The organism is Micromonospora sp. NPDC051924, from assembly GCF_055586005.1.
Genome location: NZ_JBVJJA010000012.1, coordinates 26,023 through 46,685, shown reverse-complemented (window position 1 = coordinate 46,685; position 20,663 = coordinate 26,023). Strand labels below are relative to the sequence as shown.

The 20,663-nt window shown below is 71.6% G+C and carries 21 protein-coding genes and 1 pseudogene; 11 read left to right on the top strand and 11 right to left on the bottom strand.

The window, feature by feature from the left end; translation table 11 throughout:
* The first annotated feature begins 69 nt into the window (after nt 1–69).
* The 4 genes from ACZ6S5_RS12135 (at nt 70) to ACZ6S5_RS12120 (ending at nt 4,547) form a co-directional block, all read left to right on the top strand.
* Nucleotides 70–525: a Fur family transcriptional regulator gene (locus ACZ6S5_RS12135; protein WP_466000028.1), complete on the top strand. Its 456-nt coding sequence runs from the start codon at nt 70–72 to the stop codon at nt 523–525.
* Complete coding sequence (gene katG, locus ACZ6S5_RS12130) at nt 522–2,795, top strand: catalase/peroxidase HPI (RefSeq protein WP_466000027.1); 2,274 nt, start codon at nt 522–524, stop codon at nt 2,793–2,795. Before ACZ6S5_RS12135 ends, katG begins: the two co-directional genes overlap by 4 nt.
* A 131-nt stretch (nt 2,796–2,926) precedes the next feature.
* Nucleotides 2,927–3,460, top strand: coding sequence for a SigE family RNA polymerase sigma factor (locus ACZ6S5_RS12125; protein WP_466000026.1), 534 nt, complete (start codon nt 2,927–2,929; stop codon nt 3,458–3,460).
* Nucleotides 3,450–4,547, top strand: coding sequence for a hypothetical protein (locus ACZ6S5_RS12120; protein ID WP_466000025.1), 1,098 nt, complete (start codon nt 3,450–3,452; stop codon nt 4,545–4,547). Before ACZ6S5_RS12125 ends, ACZ6S5_RS12120 begins: the two co-directional genes overlap by 11 nt.
* Before the next feature lie 109 nt (nt 4,548–4,656).
* Here the strand turns inward: ACZ6S5_RS12120 and ACZ6S5_RS12115 are convergent, their stop codons facing one another.
* Entirely contained in the window at nt 4,657–5,613 is a 957-nt protein-coding gene (locus ACZ6S5_RS12115; protein ID WP_466000024.1) for a helix-turn-helix domain-containing protein, read from the bottom strand.
* Between the two features lie 101 nt (nt 5,614–5,714).
* Between ACZ6S5_RS12115 and ACZ6S5_RS12110 the strand changes: the two genes are divergently transcribed.
* Together ACZ6S5_RS12110 and ACZ6S5_RS12105 are read left to right on the top strand one after the other, a co-directional pair.
* Nucleotides 5,715–6,776 carry a saccharopine dehydrogenase family protein gene (locus ACZ6S5_RS12110; RefSeq protein WP_466000023.1) on the top strand — a complete coding sequence of 354 codons (1,062 nt, stop codon included), beginning with the start codon at nt 5,715–5,717 and terminating at the stop codon, nt 6,774–6,776.
* 145 nt (nt 6,777–6,921) lie between these two features.
* On the top strand, nt 6,922–7,536 hold the full coding sequence (locus ACZ6S5_RS12105; protein WP_466000022.1) for a dihydrofolate reductase family protein: 615 nt from the start codon (nt 6,922–6,924) through the stop codon (nt 7,534–7,536).
* A gap of 75 nt (nt 7,537–7,611) precedes the next feature.
* Here ACZ6S5_RS12105 and ACZ6S5_RS12100 read toward each other — a convergent pair whose 3' ends face one another.
* The 4 genes from ACZ6S5_RS12100 to ACZ6S5_RS12085 all read right to left on the bottom strand — a co-directional run bounded on the left by ACZ6S5_RS12100 (nt 7,612) and on the right by ACZ6S5_RS12085 (nt 12,728).
* Entirely contained in the window at nt 7,612–8,484 is an 873-nt protein-coding gene (locus ACZ6S5_RS12100) for an alpha/beta hydrolase (protein ID WP_466000021.1), read from the bottom strand.
* Nucleotides 8,481–10,115, bottom strand: coding sequence for a class I adenylate-forming enzyme family protein (locus ACZ6S5_RS12095; protein ID WP_466000020.1), 1,635 nt, complete (start codon nt 10,113–10,115; stop codon nt 8,481–8,483). Before ACZ6S5_RS12095 ends, ACZ6S5_RS12100 begins: the two co-directional genes overlap by 4 nt.
* An 83-nt stretch (nt 10,116–10,198) precedes the next feature.
* Nucleotides 10,199–12,061 (bottom strand): helix-turn-helix domain-containing protein, encoded by a 1,863-nt coding sequence (locus ACZ6S5_RS12090; protein ID WP_466000019.1) that lies wholly within the window; start codon nt 12,059–12,061, stop codon nt 10,199–10,201.
* Nucleotides 12,062–12,152: 91 nt separating this feature from the next.
* On the bottom strand, nt 12,153–12,728 hold the full coding sequence (locus ACZ6S5_RS12085) for a TetR/AcrR family transcriptional regulator (RefSeq protein ID WP_466000018.1): 576 nt from the start codon (nt 12,726–12,728) through the stop codon (nt 12,153–12,155).
* 184 nt (nt 12,729–12,912) lie between these two features.
* Here ACZ6S5_RS12085 and ACZ6S5_RS12080 point away from each other — a divergent pair, with 184 nt between their 5' ends.
* From ACZ6S5_RS12080 to ACZ6S5_RS12065, 4 genes are all read left to right on the top strand, one after another.
* Entirely contained in the window at nt 12,913–13,593 is a 681-nt protein-coding gene (locus ACZ6S5_RS12080) for an NADPH-dependent F420 reductase (RefSeq protein ID WP_466000017.1), read from the top strand.
* 72 nt (nt 13,594–13,665) lie between these two features.
* Complete coding sequence (locus ACZ6S5_RS12075; protein WP_466000016.1) at nt 13,666–14,568, top strand: SDR family NAD(P)-dependent oxidoreductase; 903 nt, start codon at nt 13,666–13,668, stop codon at nt 14,566–14,568.
* A 72-nt stretch (nt 14,569–14,640) separates the two neighbouring features.
* Nucleotides 14,641–15,528: an LLM class F420-dependent oxidoreductase gene (locus ACZ6S5_RS12070; protein WP_466000015.1), complete on the top strand. Its 888-nt coding sequence runs from the start codon at nt 14,641–14,643 to the stop codon at nt 15,526–15,528.
* A gap of 176 nt (nt 15,529–15,704) precedes the next feature.
* Complete coding sequence (locus tag ACZ6S5_RS12065; RefSeq protein ID WP_466000014.1) at nt 15,705–16,283, top strand: hypothetical protein; 579 nt, start codon at nt 15,705–15,707, stop codon at nt 16,281–16,283.
* Nucleotides 16,284–16,424: 141 nt separating this feature from the next.
* On the opposite strand, the pseudogene ACZ6S5_RS12060 reads toward ACZ6S5_RS12065, so the two are convergent.
* From ACZ6S5_RS12060 to ACZ6S5_RS12050, 3 genes and pseudogenes are all read right to left on the bottom strand, one after another.
* Nucleotides 16,425–16,511, bottom strand: a pseudogene (locus tag ACZ6S5_RS12060) (NAD-dependent deacylase); the annotation flags it as partial.
* An 84-nt stretch (nt 16,512–16,595) separates the two neighbouring features.
* The gene (locus ACZ6S5_RS12055; RefSeq protein WP_466000013.1) at nt 16,596–16,901 is read right to left on the bottom strand and encodes a hypothetical protein; all 306 of its coding nucleotides are present in this window, start codon (nt 16,899–16,901) and stop codon (nt 16,596–16,598) included.
* Between the two features lie 67 nt (nt 16,902–16,968).
* On the bottom strand, nt 16,969–18,315 hold the full coding sequence (locus ACZ6S5_RS12050; protein WP_466000012.1) for an alpha-hydroxy-acid oxidizing protein: 1,347 nt from the start codon (nt 18,313–18,315) through the stop codon (nt 16,969–16,971).
* A 121-nt stretch (nt 18,316–18,436) separates the two neighbouring features.
* On the opposite strand from ACZ6S5_RS12050, the gene ACZ6S5_RS12045 reads away from it, so the two are divergent.
* Nucleotides 18,437–19,081, top strand: a complete 645-nt coding sequence (locus tag ACZ6S5_RS12045) for a TetR/AcrR family transcriptional regulator (protein WP_466000011.1) — start codon at nt 18,437–18,439, stop codon at nt 19,079–19,081.
* A 14-nt stretch (nt 19,082–19,095) separates the two neighbouring features.
* Here the strand turns inward: ACZ6S5_RS12045 and ACZ6S5_RS12040 are convergent, their stop codons facing one another.
* The 3 genes from ACZ6S5_RS12040 to ACZ6S5_RS12030 form a co-directional block, all read right to left on the bottom strand.
* A complete protein-coding gene (locus ACZ6S5_RS12040; RefSeq protein ID WP_466000010.1) occupies nt 19,096–19,710 on the bottom strand; it encodes a TMEM175 family protein in 615 nt (204 codons plus the stop codon).
* A 155-nt stretch (nt 19,711–19,865) separates the two neighbouring features.
* A complete protein-coding gene (locus ACZ6S5_RS12035; RefSeq protein WP_466000009.1) occupies nt 19,866–20,198 on the bottom strand; it encodes a hypothetical protein in 333 nt (110 codons plus the stop codon).
* A gap of 6 nt (nt 20,199–20,204) precedes the next feature.
* On the bottom strand, nt 20,205–20,573 hold the full coding sequence (locus tag ACZ6S5_RS12030) for a TMEM175 family protein (protein WP_466000008.1): 369 nt from the start codon (nt 20,571–20,573) through the stop codon (nt 20,205–20,207).
* Between the last annotated feature and the right edge of the window lie 90 nt (nt 20,574–20,663).

Sequence of the window (20,663 nt, the reverse complement as noted above, 5' to 3'; positions counted from 1 at the left end):
TCGAAAGGTTTGCGGTCGAGGTCGAAGCAAAACTTGATTCATTCCAAAAGAGTGAACTAGGGTCGTCACATGACGTCCGACTTCGAGGCGCGGCTGCGGGCGGCCTCGTTGCGCGTGACCCGACCCCGGTTGGCGGTGCTCGCAGCGCTGCGCGACCATCCGCACGTCAACACCGACACGGTGATCGCCCTGGTACGGGCCGATCAGCCCACGGTCTCCCACCAGGCGGTGTACGACGTGCTGCGGGCGCTCACCCAGGCCGGCCTGGTGCGGCGCATCGAGCCGGCCCGGGCGACCGCCCGTTACGAGTTGCGGGTGGGGGACAACCACCACCATGTCGTGTGCCGCTCCTGCGGCGCGATCGCCGACGTCGGCTGCGCCGTCGGTCATGCTCCCTGTCTCACCGCCTCCGACGACCGCGGGTTCGTGGTCGACGAGGCGGAGGTCGTCTATTGGGGCACCTGCCCCGACTGCGCGACCGAACGCACCTCCCAGCGATCCGCCAGTTCGGAAGGAAGCAGATGAGCGACACCCAGGACAACGCCCCCACCAGCGCGCAGGGCGTGGACAACAAGGCGGCGGCCGGCTGCCCGGTCGCGCACGACTCCGTGACCGCCCAGGGCAGCGAGAGCGAGAACCCGGCGATCGACTCGCCGACCCCGAAGACCGGCGGTCGTCCGCGCACCAACCGGGACTGGTGGCCCAACCAGCTCGACCTCTCGGTGCTGCACGCCCATTCCGCCAAGGGCAACCCGCTGGGGGAGAGCTTCAGCTACGCCGAGGAGTTCGCCAAGCTCGACGTCGAGGCCCTCAAGCAGGACATCGTCAAGGTCCTCACCACCTCGCAGGACTGGTGGCCGGCCGACTTCGGCCACTACGGCGGCCTGATGATCCGGATGAGCTGGCATGCCGCGGGCACCTACCGCATCAACGACGGTCGCGGCGGCGCCGGCGACGGTGGCCAGCGGTTCGCCCCGCTGAACAGTTGGCCGGACAACGCCAACCTCGACAAGGCCCGCCGGCTGCTGTGGCCGGTCAAGCAGAAGTACGGCCAGAAGATCTCGTGGGCCGACCTGCTCGTGCTCGCCGGCAACGTCGCCCTGGAGTCGATGGGCTTCAAGACCTTCGGCTTCGGCTTCGGCCGGGAGGACGTCTGGGAGCCCGAGGAGATCTTCTGGGGCCCGGAGGACACCTGGCTCGGCGACGAGCGCTACGTCTCCGAGAAGGAGATGGCTACCGGCGTCGGGGCGACCGAGATGGGTCTCATCTACGTCAACCCGGAGGGTCCCCGCGGCAGCGCGGACCCGGCCGCCGCGGCGCACTTCATCCGCGAGACCTTCGCCCGGATGGCGATGAACGACGAGGAGACCGTCGCCCTCATCGCCGGCGGCCACACCTTCGGCAAGACCCATGGCGCCGGCGTCGCCGACGACCACGTGGGCCCCGAGCCCGAGGGCGCCCCGCTGGAGGCACAGGGCCTCGGCTGGCTGAGCACCCACGGCAGCGGCAGGGGTGGGGACACGATCACCAGCGGTCTCGAGGTGACGTGGACCGACCGGCCCACCCAGTGGAGCAACCGCTTCTTCGAGATCCTCTTCGGCTACGAGTGGGAGCTCACCACGAGCCCCGGCGGCGCGAAGCAGTGGGTCGCCAAGGATGCCGAGGCGATCATCCCGGACGCCCACGACCCGGCGAAGAAGCACAAGCCGACGATGCTCACGACCGACCTGTCGCTGCGCGTCGACCCGACGTATGAGAAGATCTCGCGCCGCTTCCTGGAGAACCCCGACGAGTTCGCGTTGGCGTTCGCCAAGGCCTGGTACAAGCTGCTGCACCGCGACATGGGTCCGGTCAGCCGCTTCCTCGGACCGTGGGTCCCGCAGCCCCAGCTGTGGCAGGACCCGGTGCCGGCCGCCGACCACGAGCTCGTGGGCGACGCCGACGTCGCCGCCCTCAAGGCGAAGGTCCTGGAGTCCGGTCTCACGACCGCCCAGCTGGTCTCCACCGCCTGGGCCTCAGCCGCCAGCTTCCGGTCCACCGACAAGCGTGGCGGCGCCAACGGCGCGCGGATCCGCCTCGAGCCGCAGCGCAGCTGGGAGGTCAACCGGCCCGAGCAGCTCGCGACGGTCCTGGCGACCCTCGAGGGCATCCAGCGGGAGTTCAACGAGGCCGGCGGCGCGAAGATCTCGCTCGCGGACCTGATCGTGCTGGCCGGCTCGGCCGCCGTCGAGAAGGCGGCGCGCGACGCCGGCGTCGAGGTGACCGTGCCGTTCCGCCCGGGCCGCACCGACGCTACTCAGGAGCAGACCGACGTCGAGTCGTTCCGGGTCCTCGAGCCGCGCGCTGACGGGTTCCGCAACTACCTGCGCCCCGGCGAGAAGACCCAGCCGGAGGTGCTGCTCGTCGACCGTGCCTACATGCTCAACCTGACCGCGCCCGAGATGACCGTCCTCATCGGCGGCCTGCGCTCCCTCGGGGCCAACGTCGGCGGCACGCGGCACGGCGTCCTCACCGACCGGCCCGGCGTGCTCACCAACGACTTCTTCGCCAACCTGCTCTCCCCGGGCACCCGGTGGAAGGCGTCGGGGTCCGACGAGCACGTGTACGAGATCCGCGACCTCACCGACGAGGTGAAGTGGACCGCCACCGCGGTCGACCTCATCTTCGGCTCCAACTCCCAACTGCGGGCCCTCGCGGAGGTCTACGCCAGCGAGGACGCGCGCGACAAGTTCGTGGCCGACTTCGTGGCAGCCTGGACCAAGGTCATGGAACTCGACCGGTTCGACCTCGCCTGATCCTGCTCCACCGACGAGCCCCGGTCGATTCATCAGCGATCGACCGGGGCTCGTCCGCTGTTGGATCCGGTCATCCGCGTTAACCTCTCTGTCCTCCCGGAGCGTTCATGTGGTGGGAGGTACGCACACACATGCAACGACCCCGGGAACTGATGCCGCCGGAGGGCTTTGCCGAGTTCGTCGCGGCGCGCTCCGAGGCGCTGCTGCGTTCGGCCTGGCTGCTCACCGGTGACGCCGAGCGGGCCGAGGACCTGTTACAGACCGTCCTCGCAGACGTCTGGCGGCGTTGGGCCACGATCGCCACTGTCGGGCATCCCGAGGCGTACGTTCGCAAGGCCCTGTTCACCACGTACGTCTCCTGGTGGCGACGGCGCTGGCGCAACGAGATTCCGGGCCAGCCACCGGACAGGTCCGAATCTGGTGACCTTGCCATGGAGTCCGCCAACCGCGACGCCGTACGTCGCGCTTTGGTCCGGCTCAGCCGGCAGCAGCGGGCGATCGTGGTGCTCCGCTACGTCGAGGACCTCACGGTCCAGCGAACGGCGGAAGTGCTCGGCTGCTCGCCCAACACGGTCAAGGTGCAGACCTCCCGTGCCCTGCGGATTCTGCGTACCGATCCGAACCTGGAGCTGCCTGCCGCCCGGAGGTCACGAAGTGACGCATGAGGACGAGGACATCAAGATCCTTTTGACCGAGGCTGTTCCCCGGCTGACACCGCCGGCGGATCGGGTCGGCGCGGTGGCGCGGCGGGTCCGCCGGCACCGGCAGCGCCTGGTCGGCAGCAGCGCACTCGCGGTGGCCATGGTCGTGGCGTTAGGTGCCGGAGGAATGCACCTGTTCACCGGCGGCAACCACGCCCCGCCGCCCCGGACGGCGGGTGATTCCGGCGGCGAGACGCGCTGGACCTCGTGCGCCGAGGCGGCACCGGAGATGGCCAGACCCGGCTTCATGGTCGCGGCGAGCGAAGCGGCCGCCCTGCCCCGCCTGAACGGTGACTTCACCCCGGCGGCGGTCGTCATCTGCGGACAGGAGACGCAGCGACGCGCCGACGGCGGCGAGGACCTGGTGGCGACGGAACGTCGCAGCGATGACGTTGCCGCCCTCGTCACCGCGCTCCGCCTGCCGTACGAGCGGAGCAGCACAGCGGGACACTGCACCATGGAGGCGTCCACGGCGCCGTGGTTGGCGGTCGTCGACGCCGAGGGCCGGTGGACGCGGCCCGGGATTCCCCTGGACGCGTGCCAGAAGCTGCGACCCGAGGTACGTGCGGCCCTCGCCGCGCTGCGGCTGAGCACCGTGGCGACCCGCCCGGTCGCCGAGATCGAGTCCGGCGAGGCCGCCGCGGCCGGTTGCGCCCAGCGCTGGAAGGACATGATGGCGGTGGAGACGTCGATGAAGCCGGGCCCCCGCACAGGAGCCCTGCCGGAGCCGTTTTCCGCGCGGCAGCAGGTCCGCCTCTGCGTTTACGAGGTGCCGAAGGGTACGCAGGGAGACGGCGAGTTCGCGCACGGAACGGTGCTGCCGGCGGACCGGCGGACGGCGATCGAAGGCGCCCTCAAGGCGGCCGGACCGGCGGCGCCGTGCGGCGGACACGCCAGCCGCTTCGCGCTGCTGTGGTCGGTGGCCGGGGGCGACCCGCAGACGTACGTCGAACTCGACGGCTGCCACCGGATCATGGTCGTGGCCCATCCCGGCGGCACGGTCATCGCGCAGGGCGACGCCGCACTGGCCGAACTGATCGACAAGCCGTGACCTCCCCGGCGGGGACGCTCCGACGGCTCCGCCGGAGCCTGCGGCGGCCTCGCGCGGCAGTGTCTTGGGGGACTGCCCCGGTCCGGTCGGCTCCTTACCGTGACCGGGTTCAGGCTGAGGCCGAAGGTCCGGCGCTGCGGAAGGTGCGACGGTAGGCGTCCGGAGGTACACCGACGGTGCGGTGGAAGTGTCGGCGCAGCGTCGTGGCGGTTCCCATGCCGGCCGCCTCGGCGATGGCGTCGATGCTGTCGTCGGTGTTCTCCAGCAGCTCCTGGGCCCGGCGGATCCGCTGCGTCGACAGCCACTGCAGCGGGGTGGTGCCGGTTGCCGACCTGAAGTGGCGGGCCAGGTTGCGCGAGCTCATGTTCGCCTGGCGTGCCAGGTCCTCCACGGTCAGTGGACGGTTCAGCCGTTCCATCGCCCAGGGGAGCAGGTCGGCCAGGGGATGGTCGTCGCGGGCGGGCACCGGGGTGGTGACGAACTGGGCCTGGCCGCCGGCGCGATGCGGCGGCACGACCAGGCGGCGGGCGACGGCGTTGGCGACCGTCGTGCCGTGGTCACGCCGGATCAGGTGCAGGCACAGGTCGATCGCGGCGGCCTTGCCGGCGGAGGCGAGCACGTTGCCGTTGTCGACGTAGAGCACGTCCGGGTCGACCGTCACCCGGGGATAGCGGGCGGCCAGCGCCTCGGTGTGGGCCCAGTGCGTGGTCGCGCGCAGCCCGTCCAGCACCCCGGCGGCGGCCAGCACGAACGCGCCGGTGCACAGGGAGACCATCCGGGCGCCCGCCTCGTGGGCCGCGCGGACGGCGTCGAGCAGGTCGGGTGGCACGTCCGCGTCGATGTCCTCCACGGCGGGGATGATCACGGTGTCGGCGCGGGCGAGTCGGTCCAACCCGTCGTCTGGTTCCATCCGGAACCGGCCGATCCGGACCGGGCCCGGGCCGCAGACCACGAGGTCGTACCACGGGTCGGCCAGGCCGGTGGGGTCGCGGACGAACACCTCGCAGGCCATGGCGAGCTCGAAGTGCAGCATCGCGTCGGTGGCGACGAGCGCGACAGTAGCCATGTCCGAAATTGTACGGGGCATGGCGTTCCAGACACTGTCGGGGGTCGGTCCCTGCCGGGAGGATCTCCTCAGTCGATCTTTCGAAGCAGGAGGAACTACAGATGGTTTCGGGTCAGACCGTGGCGGTGTTCGGCGCGTACGGACACACCGGGCGGTTCGTGGTGACGGAGTTGCGCGATCGCGGGTTCGTCCCGCTGCTCCTCGGTCGCGACGCGGACAGGCTTCAGGCGCTGGCGGCGTCGCACCCGGGGCTCGAATACCGGGTGGCGTCGGTCGACGATCCCGCCTCGCTCGACCAGGCGTTGAAGGGCGCGGCCGCGGTCGTCAACTGCGCCGGCCCGTTCGCCTCGACCGCCACCCCCGTGATCGAGGCCGCCCTGCGCACCCGGGTTCCGTACGTGGATGTGGCCGCCGAGATCGAGGCCAACGTCGACACGTTCGCACACTTCACCGACCGCGCCCGGGCCGCGGGCGTGGCGGTGGTCCCGGCGATGGCCTTCTTCGGCGGACTCGGCGATCTGCTGGTCACGACGGCGATGGGCGATTGGCCGGCGGCCGACGAGGCGCACGTCGCGTACGGATTGAGCAGCTGGCACCCGACGGCCGGGACCCTCGCCTCCGGCACCGTCTCCCGGCAACGGCGTGACGGCCGGCGTGTCCGCTACACCGGTGGCCGGCTGGAGTACCACGTCGACGAGAGCGATCTGCCGACCCTGGAATGGGACTTTCCCGCTCCGACGGGCCGCCGGACCGTCCTCGGCGAGTTCACGATGGCCGACGTCGTCACCGTCCCCAGCCACCTGTCCATCCCCGAGGTGCGCACGTACATGACCACCGACGCGGCCAAGGACCTGGCCGCTCCGGACACCCCCGCACCGACGGCGGTGGACGAGCTCGGCCGGTCCGCGCAGACGTTCGTCGTCGACGTCGTCGTGCGCTCCGGCGACCGGCAACGACGCGTCGTCGCCAGCGGCCAGGACATCTACGCCATCAGCGCACCGCTGGCGGTCGAAGCGGTCCATCGCATTCTCGGCGGCCGGACGAGGACGAGCGGCGTCGCCTCCGCCGGCGAGATCTTCGACGCGCCGGACTTCCTCCGCGCGCTGTCCCCGTACCTCTCGGTCGAACCGCGCCACGAGTCTCGGGTGGCACGGTTCGCCTGATCGCCCAGCATCGCCGCCGCCGGTTGACCGCTGTCCCGGCAGCTCGCCGACTCTTCGGCGGGATTGACCCGGTGGCGGGCCGATGAGTTTGGGATGCTGCGGCGGTCTACCTCCCACCATCACCCGACTGGAAGGGACCACCGCGATGGCAAAGGTCATCTCCACGCTGTTCATCTCGGCCGACGGCGTGGCCGAGATCGACCCCGACTGGCACTTCCCGTACTTCGACGAGAACATGGGCCGGGCCGTCGGCGAGGACTATGACACCGCCGACGTGCTGCTCATCGGCCGCGAGACCTACGACAGCTTCGCCGGAGCCTGGCCCGACCGCGAGGCCGCGGGTGGGGACGACGCGGCGTTCGCCAAGCAGCTCGGGGACGTGCGCAAGGTGGTCGTCTCGCGCCAGCCGTTGGAGTTCTCCTGGCGCAACTCAGAGTTGATCAAGGGTGATCTCCTCGGTGCCGTCACCGCGCTCAAGGCCGACGCCGGCGTCAGCGGCGTCCTCATCCCCGGGTCGATCTCCGTGGTGCAGCAACTGCTCGCCGCGGGGCTGGTCGATGAGCTGCGGCTGCTGGTGCATCCGGTGGCCGCACGCAAGGGCCGCAAGCTGTTCGACGACGGCGACGTGCCGTACCACCTGAAGGTGACGGCGACGGAGGTGTTTCCGACGGGCGTGATCCGGGTGATCTATTCGCCCACGGCAGCACCCGCCAAGGTCGGCTACGCCGAGGTCAAGGACCAGGTGCCCGCAGGGAAATAGCCCCACCGGGGGAGGAGCGAGGGCGGTCCGCGCGGCCGTCCACCCCGTCACGTCGCACGCCGGGCTCTGCACGCCTCACGCCAGCCGTCCGATCTGGTCGGCTACCCGGCCGGCACCCTTGGCCGAGAGCAGGATCGTGTAGTGGTTGACGTCGGACACCTTCTCCACGGTGAGGCGATCGTGGTCGAGGCCGGCGGCCCGGAGGCGCGCCTCGTCGTACAGGCCCCGGGGTTCGTCGAGGATGCCGCGTTCGCACCAGAGGAAGGTGGTCGGGCACGCGATCCGGTGGACGGCGGTCGTCGTCTGCTCGTCCAGCAGCGTGTCGGTGGCGTCCCGGCGTACCGCCTCCAGGGAGCAGGAGGAGTGCAGTGCCGGTGGTGTGCCGACCAGGTCGCGCAGCGCGTAGTCCCGCACGGCGGGGGACCAGTCCGCGGACAGGGCGGGATGCCCCCGCCAGAAGTCCAGGTACGTCTGCTCGCTGTCGAACGTCATCCGCAGGCGGCGCATGGCCGGGCCGATGACGGCCTCCAGGATGTCGTCGATGTTCGCGCCCTCGGGCACCTGCAGCGTGACACCGCCGTCGACCAGCAGCACCGACGAGACGCGGTCGGGGTGGCGCAGCGCGGCGACGGCGGCGACGAACGCGCCCATCGAGTGCCCCACGATCGGCGCCCGGTCGAGGCCCAGGTGGTCGAGGGCGGCGACGAGGTCGTCAGCGTGCTGGGCGAGCCCGTACGGACCGGGCAGTGCGGCGCTCCCCGCACGCCCGCGGAGGTCGGCGGCGACCAGGGTGGCGCGGCCGGCCAGGGCGTCGGCGACCGGCGCCCAGGACAGCGCGTTGGCGGTGATGCCGTGCGCGGCCAGCACGGTCGGACCGGTCCTGCCGGGCCAGCGGCACACCCGTAGGGCGCCGCCGGTGACGGGAACGTCGAGTTCTTCGGGGCTCACGGCTGCTCCTCCTGGGCGACCCTGGGACGGCGGAAAGCGGCGTCGCGGTACGCGGCGAGTTCGGCGGCGAGGCGGTTCTTCAATTCGAGGCGCTTGGCTTTGCCGGTCGCCGTGTAGGGCACGTCGTCGCCGAAGATGACGACCTTGGGCTGGTGGGCGAAGTCGAGGCGGGCCGCACAGTGGTCGAGGACCTCCCGTTCGGTCAGGGGCCCGTCGGCGACGACGTACGCGGCGATCTCGTCGCCGTAGACACGGTGCTCGAACGGCACGGCGAGGGCGAACGCCACCCGCGGATGGGTGCGCAGCACCTCGTCGATCTCGAACGGGGAGATGTTGTGCCCGCCCCGGATGATCAGTTCCTTCATCCGTCCCGTGATGAAGTGGACCGGGCGCCCGTCCGGCCCGGGACGCCAGAAGCCTTCGTCGCCGGTGTGGAACCAGCCGCCACGGAACGCGTCGGCGGTGGCGGCGGGGCGCCCGGCGTACTCCCGCATGATGATCGCGCCGCGGACCGCGAGTTCACCGCGGACCTCGGCGGGCAGCTCCGCTCCGGTGACCGGGTGCAGCACGGCCATCCGCGCATGCGGCAGCGCGCTGCCGATGCTGGGGAAGCCGAAGTCGGCATGCCAGTGGCGGCGTTGCTCCTCGGGGAGGGCGGGCATGGCGGAGGCGACACAGGTGGTCTCGGACAGGCCGTAGATGTGCCGGATCGGGACGGCGAAGCGCTTCTCGAAGTCGAGGGCGGTCTCCACCAGCAGCGGCCCCGCGCCGCACAACACCTCGGCGAAACACTCGGGCGCCACACCGTCGCCGGCGAGCAGGAACTCCAGCAGGGTGGGCACCAGGCTGGCCGTGGTCGCCCGCTCAGCGGCGATGTCCGCCCAGAAGCGCTCGGTGCGGAATCGGTCGGTCAGGACCGTGGAGGCACCGGTGTGCCAGGGCAGCAGGCTGGAGATGACCAGGGCGTTGGCGTGGTGCACCGGCAGCACCGTGTAGACACGCGTGTCGCGGTCCCAGGCGAAGGTGCTCTCGAGGGCGTCCAGGTCGGTCAGCAGGTTGCCGACCGTGGTGATGATGCCCTTCGGTTCTCCGGTGGTGCCGCTGGTGTAGAGGCGTAACGCCGCGACGTCCAGGCCGACTACCGCGTCCTCCACCGCGCTCGGGCTCTCGGTCGGCAGCTCGTCGGTGTGGTGCAGCGGCAGGGCGGCCGCCGCGGCAAGGGCGGTGGCCCGATCGACGTGCTCCGGTGCGTGTACGAGCAGGCGCGCCGCGGAGTCGCGCAGCACGAACACCTGCCGGTCGGTGGCCTCCTGCGCGTTCAGCGGCACGCAGCACGCCCCGACCAGCCAGCACCCGTACGCCACCGCGAGCGCCTCGGCGGTGTTGCCGGCGAGGGTCGCCACCGCGTCCCCCGGCCCGATGCCCTGTCTGCGCAGCCAGGCCGCCGTCGCCTCGACCCGGGACCGCCACTCGCCGACCGTCCATGCGCGCCGCGTGTTCCGCGCGTGGTGCAGCTCGGTCAGGTACGGGGCGTGCAGGTCGGTTCGGTCACGGAAGAAGGCGGCGAACCCCGACCACCGCGGCCGGAAGTCGTCAACGGGCCGGCGTGGGTCGGACGAGCGGGACTCCATGTGCGAAACCTAGGGCTCGTTCAGCCCGCTGGACGATGGAGGATTCACCCATCACTGAGCCGGTGTGACGGAGGAGTCAACCACTAGGCCGGGTGCTGGTCGGCGCGGTCGACGATCCGGTGCAGCTTGACGGCCAACTGGATCTGGAGTGCCTTGTCCCCGGTCCGCCACCCCTCACCGAGCAGCGCGCTGATGCGCTCGATGCGCTGGTAGAGCGTATTGACGTGGATGAACAGCGCTGCGGCGGCGCGAACGTGGCTGCCGTCGGCGTCGAAGTAGGCCTCCACCGTTCGCAACAGCTCCGATCCGCGCTGCCTGTCGTACTCGACCACCGTGCCGAGGATGCGCTGCACGAACGCAGCCACCCGCTCGCGGCCGGCCGGACCGAACAGCAGCCCGAACGCGCCGAGATCGGGGGGACTGGCCGCCGTGCCGGCTCTGCCCAGCGCGCACAGGACGTCGACGCAGTGCCGGGCGTCGCGGTGCGCGTCGCGCAGCCCCGCCGGCCCCTCCCCGAGGCCGGCGGCACCGACGGTGACGGGCGCGGCGACGGCTCTGCGCAGGCGATCCACCGCCGCCGGGGCGGCCGACGCCGGATCCGTGCCGGGCAGCAGCACGACGACGTCCCGGCCGTACTCGCCGCACAGGCCACCGCACTGGGCTGCCCAGCTGCCGAGGGTGCCCGCCACGATGCGGCGGTCCTCGGCCCGTTCGGGGTAGGCCACGACCACCGCGTGCGGCCGATCCAGATCCCACCCGAGCAGCCGGGCCCGCCGCCGCAGCCCGTCCGGGTCCGGCTGCGCATCGGCCAGCAGTTCGGTCAGCAGATCTCCGCGTACCCGGTGCTCGGCCTCGGCCAGCTGTCGCTCCGTCAGCAGCAGGATGGCCGCCACCAGGGCCGCCCGCTCGACGGTGCGCTGGTCGTCGATGCCGAGATCACCTCGGCGGGCCGCCAGCACGGCCAGGACTTGAGAGCCGGCGACGACGGGGGCCGCGCAGCCGTCGGGCGTCGCCGCGGTCGCCCGAGCGGCGATCGCCGACCGGCAGGTCTTCGCCACCACACCGGTGACCGGGTCGCCAGCGGCAGGCGCGAGCGGGCCGGCCGAGGCGAGGACCCGCAGACCGGGATCGGCCACGATCACGTCGGCGCGCAGCACCTCCGCGACCACGGCCGCGACCTCGGGCAGTTGACCGCCCTGGGCCGCGACGGCGGTGAGGCGTACGTGCACGTCGGCCGCCCGCTCCATCAGGTCACTGTGCGCACGTACGTCGGCGAAGAGCGAGGCGGTCTCGATGGCGATCGCCGCGTGGGTGGCCAGGGAGATCAGCAGTACGACCTCGGCGTCGGCGAACGGCCGTTCCCGCCGGTTGGCGGCGAAGAGCACGCCGATCACCTTCCCCCGCAGCAGGAGCGGTACGCCCAGCACTGCGATCAGACCCTCGCCGCCGACGACCTCGTCGACGGTGTGCGCGAACCGCTTGTCGTGCGGATAGTCCGGGGTCGCGTACGGCTGGCGTGTCTGCGCCACCAGTCCGCCCAGCCCCGCGCCCATCGCGAGCCGGGCCGTCTTGAACGCGTCGGTGTGGATGCCGTCGGTGACCCGCACGTAGGTGTCACCCACCTGCTCGTCGATGAGCATCAGATAGGCCGCCTCGGTGCCCAGCAGCCCCCGCGCACGGGCGACGATCGCCTGCAGCACCTCCTCGACGTCCCGCAGCGACGACAGGTCACCAGCCGTCTCGTACAGTGCGGTCAGCTCGCGTTCGCGCCGATCGCGCTCGGCCAGCCGCTCACTCACCGTCAGCGCGAGGTCGACGCTCTCGCGTGCTCGCGGGTCGCCGGCCACCTCGGCGCGCAACCGGGCCAGTCGCTCGGCCGACGCACTCCCGGACTCGGCGAGCAGGCGCAAGGCGTGGCGAGCCACATCTTCGCCGACTGTGGTCATGACCCTCCGCTTCCACACTCGTGGTCGCGGACGGTAACACACCGTGAACGCGGACCGGGGTCCGCGCCCTGCCCTGCCGAGCCGCGGAGGGTCAACGGCTGGGGCAGGCGCCGTCCACGAGTGCACGGGCGGCCGCCTTGGCGGCGGCGGGCGTCGCCGGGTCGGCGTCGAGCACGCCGGCGGACAGGCCGCCGTCGAGCAGCAGGGTCAACTGGCGGGCCAGCAGCGCGGGGTCGGTGGCGCCGGCCCGGCCGGCGAGATCGGTCACCCAGGCCAGCACCACGCGCTTGTGCTCGACCGTGCGGGCGTGCACCTCCCCGCCGGCCTCGCTCTCGGCGGCGGTGTTGATGAACGCGCAGCCGTGGTAACCCTCACGCCGGCACGCGGACGCGAGCGCGTCGAACATCCCGACCAGTTGGTCGCGCGGGTCGTCGCCGGCCGCGCGGGCCGCGACGCGGAGCTGCCCGAACCAGACCTGGTCGACCTTGTCCAGGTATGCCAGAACGAGGTCGTCCTTGCGGGGGAAGTGCTTGTACAGGGTCGCCTTGGCCACCTCGGACTCGGCGATGACGGTGTCGATGCCCACACCGCGCGGTCCGTGGGCGTAGAACAGCCGGAACGCCGTGTCGAGGATGCGCTCCCGCGCGGGCTGCGCCGACTGCTTCATCCGTTCACCTCCCTGGCAGGTCTTCCCCATGATACAGACAAGTCTGTGCGCCCACGCCGGGTGAGCTAGGGCCTCGAACGCTGGGGAGTCTCCTTGCAGTAGACAGACCTGTCTGTTAGCTTTGCCTGGCACCGGCCGGGAACCCGGCACGAGCGCTACCGAGCCTTCACGAGGGAGCAGCACCATGAAGATCGCAGTTCTGGGCACCGGCATGGTCGGCCAGGCACTGGCCGGCCGCCTCGCGGAGCTGGGCCACGAGGTCACCGTCGGCACCCGCGACGTCGCGGCGACGCTGGCCAGGACCGCCCCCGACGGGATGGGCAACCCGCCCTACGCCGCGTGGGCCACCGAACACCCGCAGGTGCGCCTGGCCCCCTTCGCCGACGCCGCTGCCGGCGCCGAGCTGCTGGTCAACGCCACCTCCGGCGACGTGTCGATCGCCGCGCTGCAGGCCGCCGGCGCGGACAACCTGGCCGGCAAGATCCTGATCGACATCGCCAACCCGCTGGACTTCGGCAACGGGTTCCCGCCCACCCTGTTCGTCAAGGACACCGACAGCCTCGGCGAGCAGATCCAGGCCGCCTTCCCGCAGCTGCGTGTGGTGAAGGCGCTCAACACCCTCACCGCGGCGCTGATGGTCAACCCGAAGACCCTCGCCGACGGCGATCACTCGATCTTCGTCTCCGGCAACGACGTCGAGGCCAAGAAGATCGTGACGGGCATCCTGGAGTCCTTCGGCCACACCGACGTCATCGACCTCGGTGACATCACCACGGCCCGCGGCACCGAGATGCTCCTGCCGGTGTGGCTGCGCCTGATGGGCGCGCTGAACACCCCGATGTTCAACTTCAAGATCGTCCGCTGACCGCCCGCGGGTGGCCGGGTTGCCGCCCGGCCACCCGCAGCCGGGCCCCGTCGTCTCGACAAGGAGTCGGTGATGACCGACAGCACCACACTCATGGCCGGCAGGACCGTGCTGATCACCGGCGGCACCGGCGGGATCGGTCGGGCCACCGCCGAGGGGCTCGCGCGGATGGGCGCCCGCGTGGCGATCACCGGCCGGGACCTGACCCGCTCGCGGGCCGCCGCGGCGCAGATCACCGCCGCGACCGGCAACCCCGCCGTTGACGCGTACGCCGCCGACCTGTCCTCCCAGGCCGAGGTCCGCCGTCTGGCCGGCGAGGTGCTGGCCGCGTACCCGAAGTTGGACGTCCTGATCAACAACGTGGGCGGGTACTGGGCCCACCGGCACGTCACCGCGGACGGGCTGGAGCGCACCTTCGCGCTCAACCACCTCGCCCCGTTCCTGCTGACCAACCTGCTTCTGGACCGGCTCATCGCGTCGGCGCCGGCCCGCGTCATCACCGTCTCCTCCGGCGCTCAGGCCATGGGACGAGTCGACTTCGACGACCTGCAGAGCGAGCATGGCTACTTCGGCCAGCGGGCCTACAACCAGTCGAAGCTGGCCAACGTGATGTTCACCTACGAACTGGCCCGCCGCCTGGCCGGCACCGAGGTCACCGCGACCGTGCTGCACCCCGGGGTGGTGCGCACCGCTTTCGGCAGCGAGGACCAGTCGACCTTCTTCGCCGTCATGTCCACAGTCGCCCGTCCCTTCATGAAGACTCCCGCCCAGGGCGCCGAAACCCCGATCCACCTCGCGTCCTCACCCGAGGTGGAGGGCGTCACCGGACGGTACTTCGCCAACCGCAAGCCCCGGCGCTCCAACAAGACCTCCTACAACACCGCCACCACTGCCCGACTGTGGCAGGTCAGCGCCGAGCTGACCGGCCTGGCCCACGACACGGGCGCAGCCGGCCAGGAGCACGTGGCCTCATGAGCCCGCTCGGGCCGCCCGGCGAAGACACGGGCGGCCCGAGCGGAAACCACGACAACGGAAGGCCGATCGGCGATGAGACTCGGCGTACACCTGGTCAACTTCGATGTCCCTGGCGGCACCGCCGCGATCGGCCCGACCCTGGCCCGGGTCGGTGCCGCGGCCGAGGCAGCCGGCGTGGACAACCTGTCGACGATGGACCACTACCTGCAGATTGCCGGCATGGGTCTCGGCGACGCCGACGCGCCCATGCTGGAGGGCTACACGACCCTCGCCTTCCTCGCCGCGCACACCACCTCGGTGGAACTGCAGCTGTTGGTCACCGGGGTCACCTACCGGTATCCCGGTCTCCTCGCGAAGATTGTCTCGACGCTGGACGTCCTGTCCGGCGGGCGGGCGGTCCTCGGGCTGGGCGCGGCCTGGTACGAGCGCGAGCACGCCGCGTTCGGCGTGCCGTTCCCGCCGCTGGCCGAGCGGTTCGAGCGACTGGAGGAGACGCTGCGGATCGTGCACCAGATGTGGAGCGAGGACAACGGTCCCTTCTACGGCAAGCACCACCAACTGGCCGAGACGATCAATTCCCCGCAGCCGTTGCGCCGTCCACCGATCATGATCGGCGGCGCGGGGGAGAAGAAGACCCTGCGCCTGGTCGCCCGCTATGCCGACGCCACCAACCTGTTCGCCCGCCCCGACACCGGCCCCGAGCAGGTACGCGCCAAGCTGGATGTCCTCGCCCAGCACTGCGAGCGAGAGGGCACCGACTACGACCGCATCCGTAAGACCGTGCTGTGGGCATCGCCGGTCGCCACCGACGCCGAGGGCGGCAGGGCCTTCACCGACCAGATGGCCGACTACGCCGCAGTGGGCATCGAGGAGGTCCACGTCATGCCGTGGACCGCCGACCCGGTCGGGTTCGTCGAAGGGCTCGGCCAGCACGTCGTGCCACGCCTGAAGCAGTTGTGAACCACCACGGGGTGGCGCCCCGATCGAACGCGACGAGGCCGAGACCGCCTCGGCCGCCGGCGCGGGTCACATTCGGTCGACGCTGAACCGGCGCGGCGCGAGGCCCCTCCTCTGTGTCCTCAGGCCGCTGCCTCCGCGGCCCCCCGGATGCCGGCGTGCCCCATACCATGACTCGTATGCCCATGTCTCGATGGCGTCGCCCGCTTCTCCTCGCCGTCGCGCTGGGCTTGGCGCTCCCCGGGTACGGCTGCGCGCGTACCGTCGAGACCGGGCCGCTCGGTTCGGGGCCCGGCACGTCCCCATCGGCGGTCGCGCCGTCGTCGTCGGCGGCCACCGCAACCCCGATCGTGTCGACACCGACCGTCCCGTCGCCCAGCGCGTCACCCGCCGCCGAGCCGTCCGCGAGAGCGGTCGCCGCCCGGGTGACCGTGCAGCGTTCCGGCGGTCTGGCCGGAGTGACGCAGAAGATCGTGGTGGAGAGCGACGGGCGCTGGCGCTTCAGCGCCTCCCGCGGCCCGGACGCCGGGACGGTGCAGACCGGCCGTCTCGGCGCGGCGCGGTTGAAGCGCCTGCAGCTGCTGCTCGGCGATCCGTCCTTCGGCTCGGCCTTCTATCCAGGGTCGTGTGCCGACGGCTTCCACTACTCGTTGCTGACCGGCCGGCGCCGGGTCGAGTGGGACGACTGCGGCCGCCCCAACCCGGCCGAGGTGGCACGGGCGATCGTCGACCTCCTGGCCGACGCGACCCCGTTCTAGGCACCTCGCCCGACCATGACGAGGACCGCCGGTCCGGGCCACCCGAAGCCGATGTCCTAGGACGCTCTGGAGGGTGTGACCCGGCGCCGCCGAAGGCTCGGCTCGGCGTACCCGGCTGCGTCGCCACTCGTACCAGCCCTAGACCAGGTCCGGATCGGCGTGGAACGCCTCCGCGGTGGCGAGCCGCTGCGGATCGAAACGCGCCCACAGACCGGTCAGGTCCTCACGCCTCCGCCGCGACCGGCAGCGGCAATTCACGGCGCGGCAGTCGGGTGCCCGTGCGGGGCTTCGACGGCAGCACGAGCCCCACGCTCAGCGCGGAGCGCGGCGGTCCGCGAGGGCGTACGAGGCGGCTGCGGTCAGCGCCGAGACGGCCAGCACGGAGGGCCAGGCGCCGATGCGCCTGGCCAGCGGGTGCGACAGGCCGAAGGCCCCGACGTAGGTCGCGACCAGTGCCGCCGTCACGGCCGGGCTCGTCCGCCGGGCCCACTCGCGTCCCGCCAGCACGCCGCCCGCCGCGAGCACCGCACCGCCGAGGGGACGGTTACCGGTCCGGCGGGCGAGCTGCCATCCGCCGATGAGGGAGCCGGCAGTGGTCGCCGCGGTAGGGAGGCGCATGCCACGACCGTACCCCGCTGAAGGATCGCCTGCGTCCGAAGCTGACGCTGGTCAGCGGGCCACCCGGTCAGTCGGAGGGGGCGGCGCAGATCAGGTCACGAGTGATCGCGGGGATGTCCCGGGCGCCGGTGAGCGCCATGGTGAGATCGAGTTCGGCCAGGACGTTGCGGATGACGTCCGCCACGCCCCGCTGTCCGGCGAGTGCGAGCCCGTACAGGTGTGGCCGGCCGAGCAGGACGGCGTCGGCGCCGAGGGCGAGCGCGACGAAGACGTCGGCCCCGGTGCGGATGCCGCTGTCGAGCAGCAGCGTCGGCTCGGGGCCGATCTGGTCGCGGATGTTGAGCAGGGCGTCGAGTGAGGCGATGGCGTTGTCGACCTGCCGGCCGCCGTGGTTGGACACCACGATGGCGTCCGCCCCCAGGTCGAACGCGCGGCGCGCGTCGTCCGGATGCAGGATGCCCTTGAGCACCACCGGCAGTCGGGTGCGCTCCCGCAGGGTCTCCAGGTGGCGCCAGGACAGCCCCGGGTTGGAGTAGATGTCCAGGAACGTCTCCACCGAGGCACGGGGGAGGGGGGAGCGCAGGTTGCGCCAGAAGCGCCCCGGATGGTTGCGGGTCATCGCGAGCAGGGTGCGTACGGCGCTCAGGGTCACCCGGACGTCCTGCTTCGTGGCCGGACCGCTCACCCGGTCGGCGACGATGGCGCCGAAGCGGGGATCCGAGGTGTACTGGGCGATGCCGACGCCCCGGGTGAACGGCAGCGAGCCGAGGTTGAGGTCCTGTGGCCGCCAGCCGAGCACGGTGGTGTCCAGGGTGACCACGAGGGCACCCGCCCCGATCGACTCTGCCCGCTGGATCATGCTGTCCACGAGCCCCTCGTCCTTGCTCCAGTAGAGCTGGACCCAGCGCGCGGTGTCGCCCATCGCGGCAGCGCACTCCTCCATGGTGTTGCAGCCCTGGTTGGAGAAGACGTATCCGGTGCCGGTGGCGGCCGCGGCGCGGGCGATGGACAGGTCGCTGTCCCGGCCCATCAGCGCGCCGGCTCCGACCGGGGCGAGCAGGACGGGGCTGGCGTGACGGGTGCCGAGCAGGTCGACCGACAGGTCCCGCTCGACCGCGCCGGCCGCCATCCGGGGGACGATCGCCCAACGGTCGAAGGCGGCCCGGTTCCGCCGCATCGTGCGTCCCTCGCCGGCGCCTCCGGCGACGTACGCCCAGGCGACCCGGCTGCTGGCCCGGCGTGCCCGCCGCTCCAGCTCGGCGAAGTCGGTCGGTACGACCGGTCGCCGCCCGAGCATGCCCTCTCGGTAGATGTGCTGCAGACGGCTCAGCCCGACACCGGTCGGGGCAGCGGCCGGGGTGCCTGTCCTGGTCGGCGCTGTGGCGCCGGCGGACTCGCGGGCCGTGTCGGTCATGCGGGTCCTCCGAGGTGGCGGGCTGCGGCTGCGGCCGGGAGCAGCACCCTAGAACCACGTCAGCCGACTTGCCAAGTCAGGTGACTTGAAATTCTGCCGGGGAGCGCCGAGCATGCACGCCATGGAGACGACCGTCAAAGGGCGGGCGGCGCGGCGTGGCCAGGTCGTCGACGCGCCGCTGGACGCGACCCTGGAGAGCCTGGCGACCGTGGGGTTCGCCGCCACCACCACCCGGGGCGTGGCGGAGCTCGCCGGGGTCAGCCAGGGCGCGCAGCAGCACTACTTCCCGAGCAAGGCGGCCCTCGTCGACGCGGCGATCAACCGGCTGGCCGACCGGCTCCTCGACGAGGCGACCCGGCCGCTGCCCGGGGCGGATGAACGCGAACGGGCCGGCGGGCTCATCGACCGACTGTGGGAGGCGTACCACCTGCCGGCCTTCGCCGTGCTCGCCGAACTCCTCGCCCTCGGCCGTACCCATTCGGACACCGCCGCCAAGACGGCCGCGACCCTCGTCGCCGTGACCGACCGGATCGTGGCGGTCGCCCACGACGCCCTGCCTGGTTACGGCGCCCGGACGGATTTCCGGGAGATCGTCCTGGTCGCCGTCGGCGCCATCCGTGACGCCGCCACCGTGGGGCGGGTGCCCGGCACCGCGGCGGCCCTGCCCGCGCTGCCCGCCATCAGGCGCGCCTTCCTGCACGCGCTCGACGGCGCGGCGGATCCGCCGGTGGGAAGGTCCGGTGCCGCGGCAGGCTGGTCGAGGTAGGCGCCGTCGCATCCTCAGGTCGGAGTCTCGTACTCGCGGACCACCCGGTCGATGCGCCGGTCGGGGACGATCCACATGACCGCGACGACGACGAAGCACGCCAGGGCGAGCCAGACTCCGACATGCCCGCTCCGGTCGATCGTCAGGGCGCTGAGGATTCCGGCGACGAGCAACGCCGGGGAGACCTTGCCCTTGAGATCGGTGCCGAGGGCCCGGCGCAGCGGCGACTCCGGCCCCTGCCGCCTGATGATCACCATCTGGAGCAGGTAGTACGCGACGGCGGCGGCGAGCAGGTTCACACCGTAGATGACGACCGGAGTCTGCGCGAACCTCGAATCGTCCACCCAGGCTGTCGTGAACGGGAACAGCGACAGGCAGAACAGCAGTGCCAGGTTCGCCCACAGCACACCGCCGTCGACTCGCCGGACCAGGTGGAACATGTGGTGGTGGTTGGTCCAGTAGATGCCCACATAAACGAAGGTGAGGAGATAGGTCAGCAGCCCGACGCCGGTCGTGTGGACGAGGTCGGCGAGATCGTGACCCTCCGGCACCCGCAGCTCCAGCACCATGATCGTGATGATGATGGCGAGCACGCCATCACTGAACGCCTCCAGTCGACTGGTCCTCACCGCGCCGCCGTTCTCCCTTCGATATGTGCATCCTGCATTCACGGCCGGACAGGGCAGCCGCGGAATCTGTGACGCAGCCGGCTACCCCGTCCGGCCGGCCCGCCCGGCGTGCGGGCGAGCCGCGCTGCTCGCCGGGCAAGTCGGTGGGCAGGTGCTCACCGCGCCCGCCGCCGCGCGGCGTCGGCGAGACGTCGCACCCGCGCGACGAAGGGGATGGCCGCCCAGCACGCGTACGCCCAGTGCGTGACGAACGCCAACGGGATGGACACCGCGAACGCGCCGGTCGCGATCGACAGCATGCGGTAGCCGTTGCTGAACAGCGAACGCGGCGTGCCCGCCCGCGCGAGCCCGTGCCGGTCCATCTCGAGCACGGCCAGCAGGAAGAAGAGAGACGCGAGCGCCTGGACCGCCGCGTAGAGGGTGAACCGTGCGGCGAACGCCCCGTCGCCGACGATGACCCTGGTGACGAACGGCGTCAATACGATCATGAGCAGCTACAGCATGTTCCAGCGGACCAGCCGGCCGCTCAGCCTGGCTAGGTGACCGAACGTGCGGTGGTGCAGGAACCAGTGGCCGCCGATCACCGCGAAGCTGATGAGGAACGCCACGTAGTCGTTGACGTTGTGAGCCAGGTCGCGCCACAGCTCGGCGTTCGTCCGGCCGGCCGGGACGGGCAGCTCCAACGCCAACAACGTGATCGCGATGGCGATCACCGCGTCCGAGAAGAAGACCAGGCGCTCGGGGTCGACCCTCTCCAGTTCGGACCGAGCCGGCCCCGGTTCGGATCCGTCCGGGCCGCCGGCCGGCATCGCCGCGCCGGCCCGTGACCCCTCAGGGATGACCGTGTCGTCTTCCACCCGCATGACCGAAGTAGAACACGTGGAGCCGGCCGCGCGGGTGCGGGCAGGTCCCTCGCTCGGTCTCGTGGCCCACCATCAGCAGTGTCCGCGGTG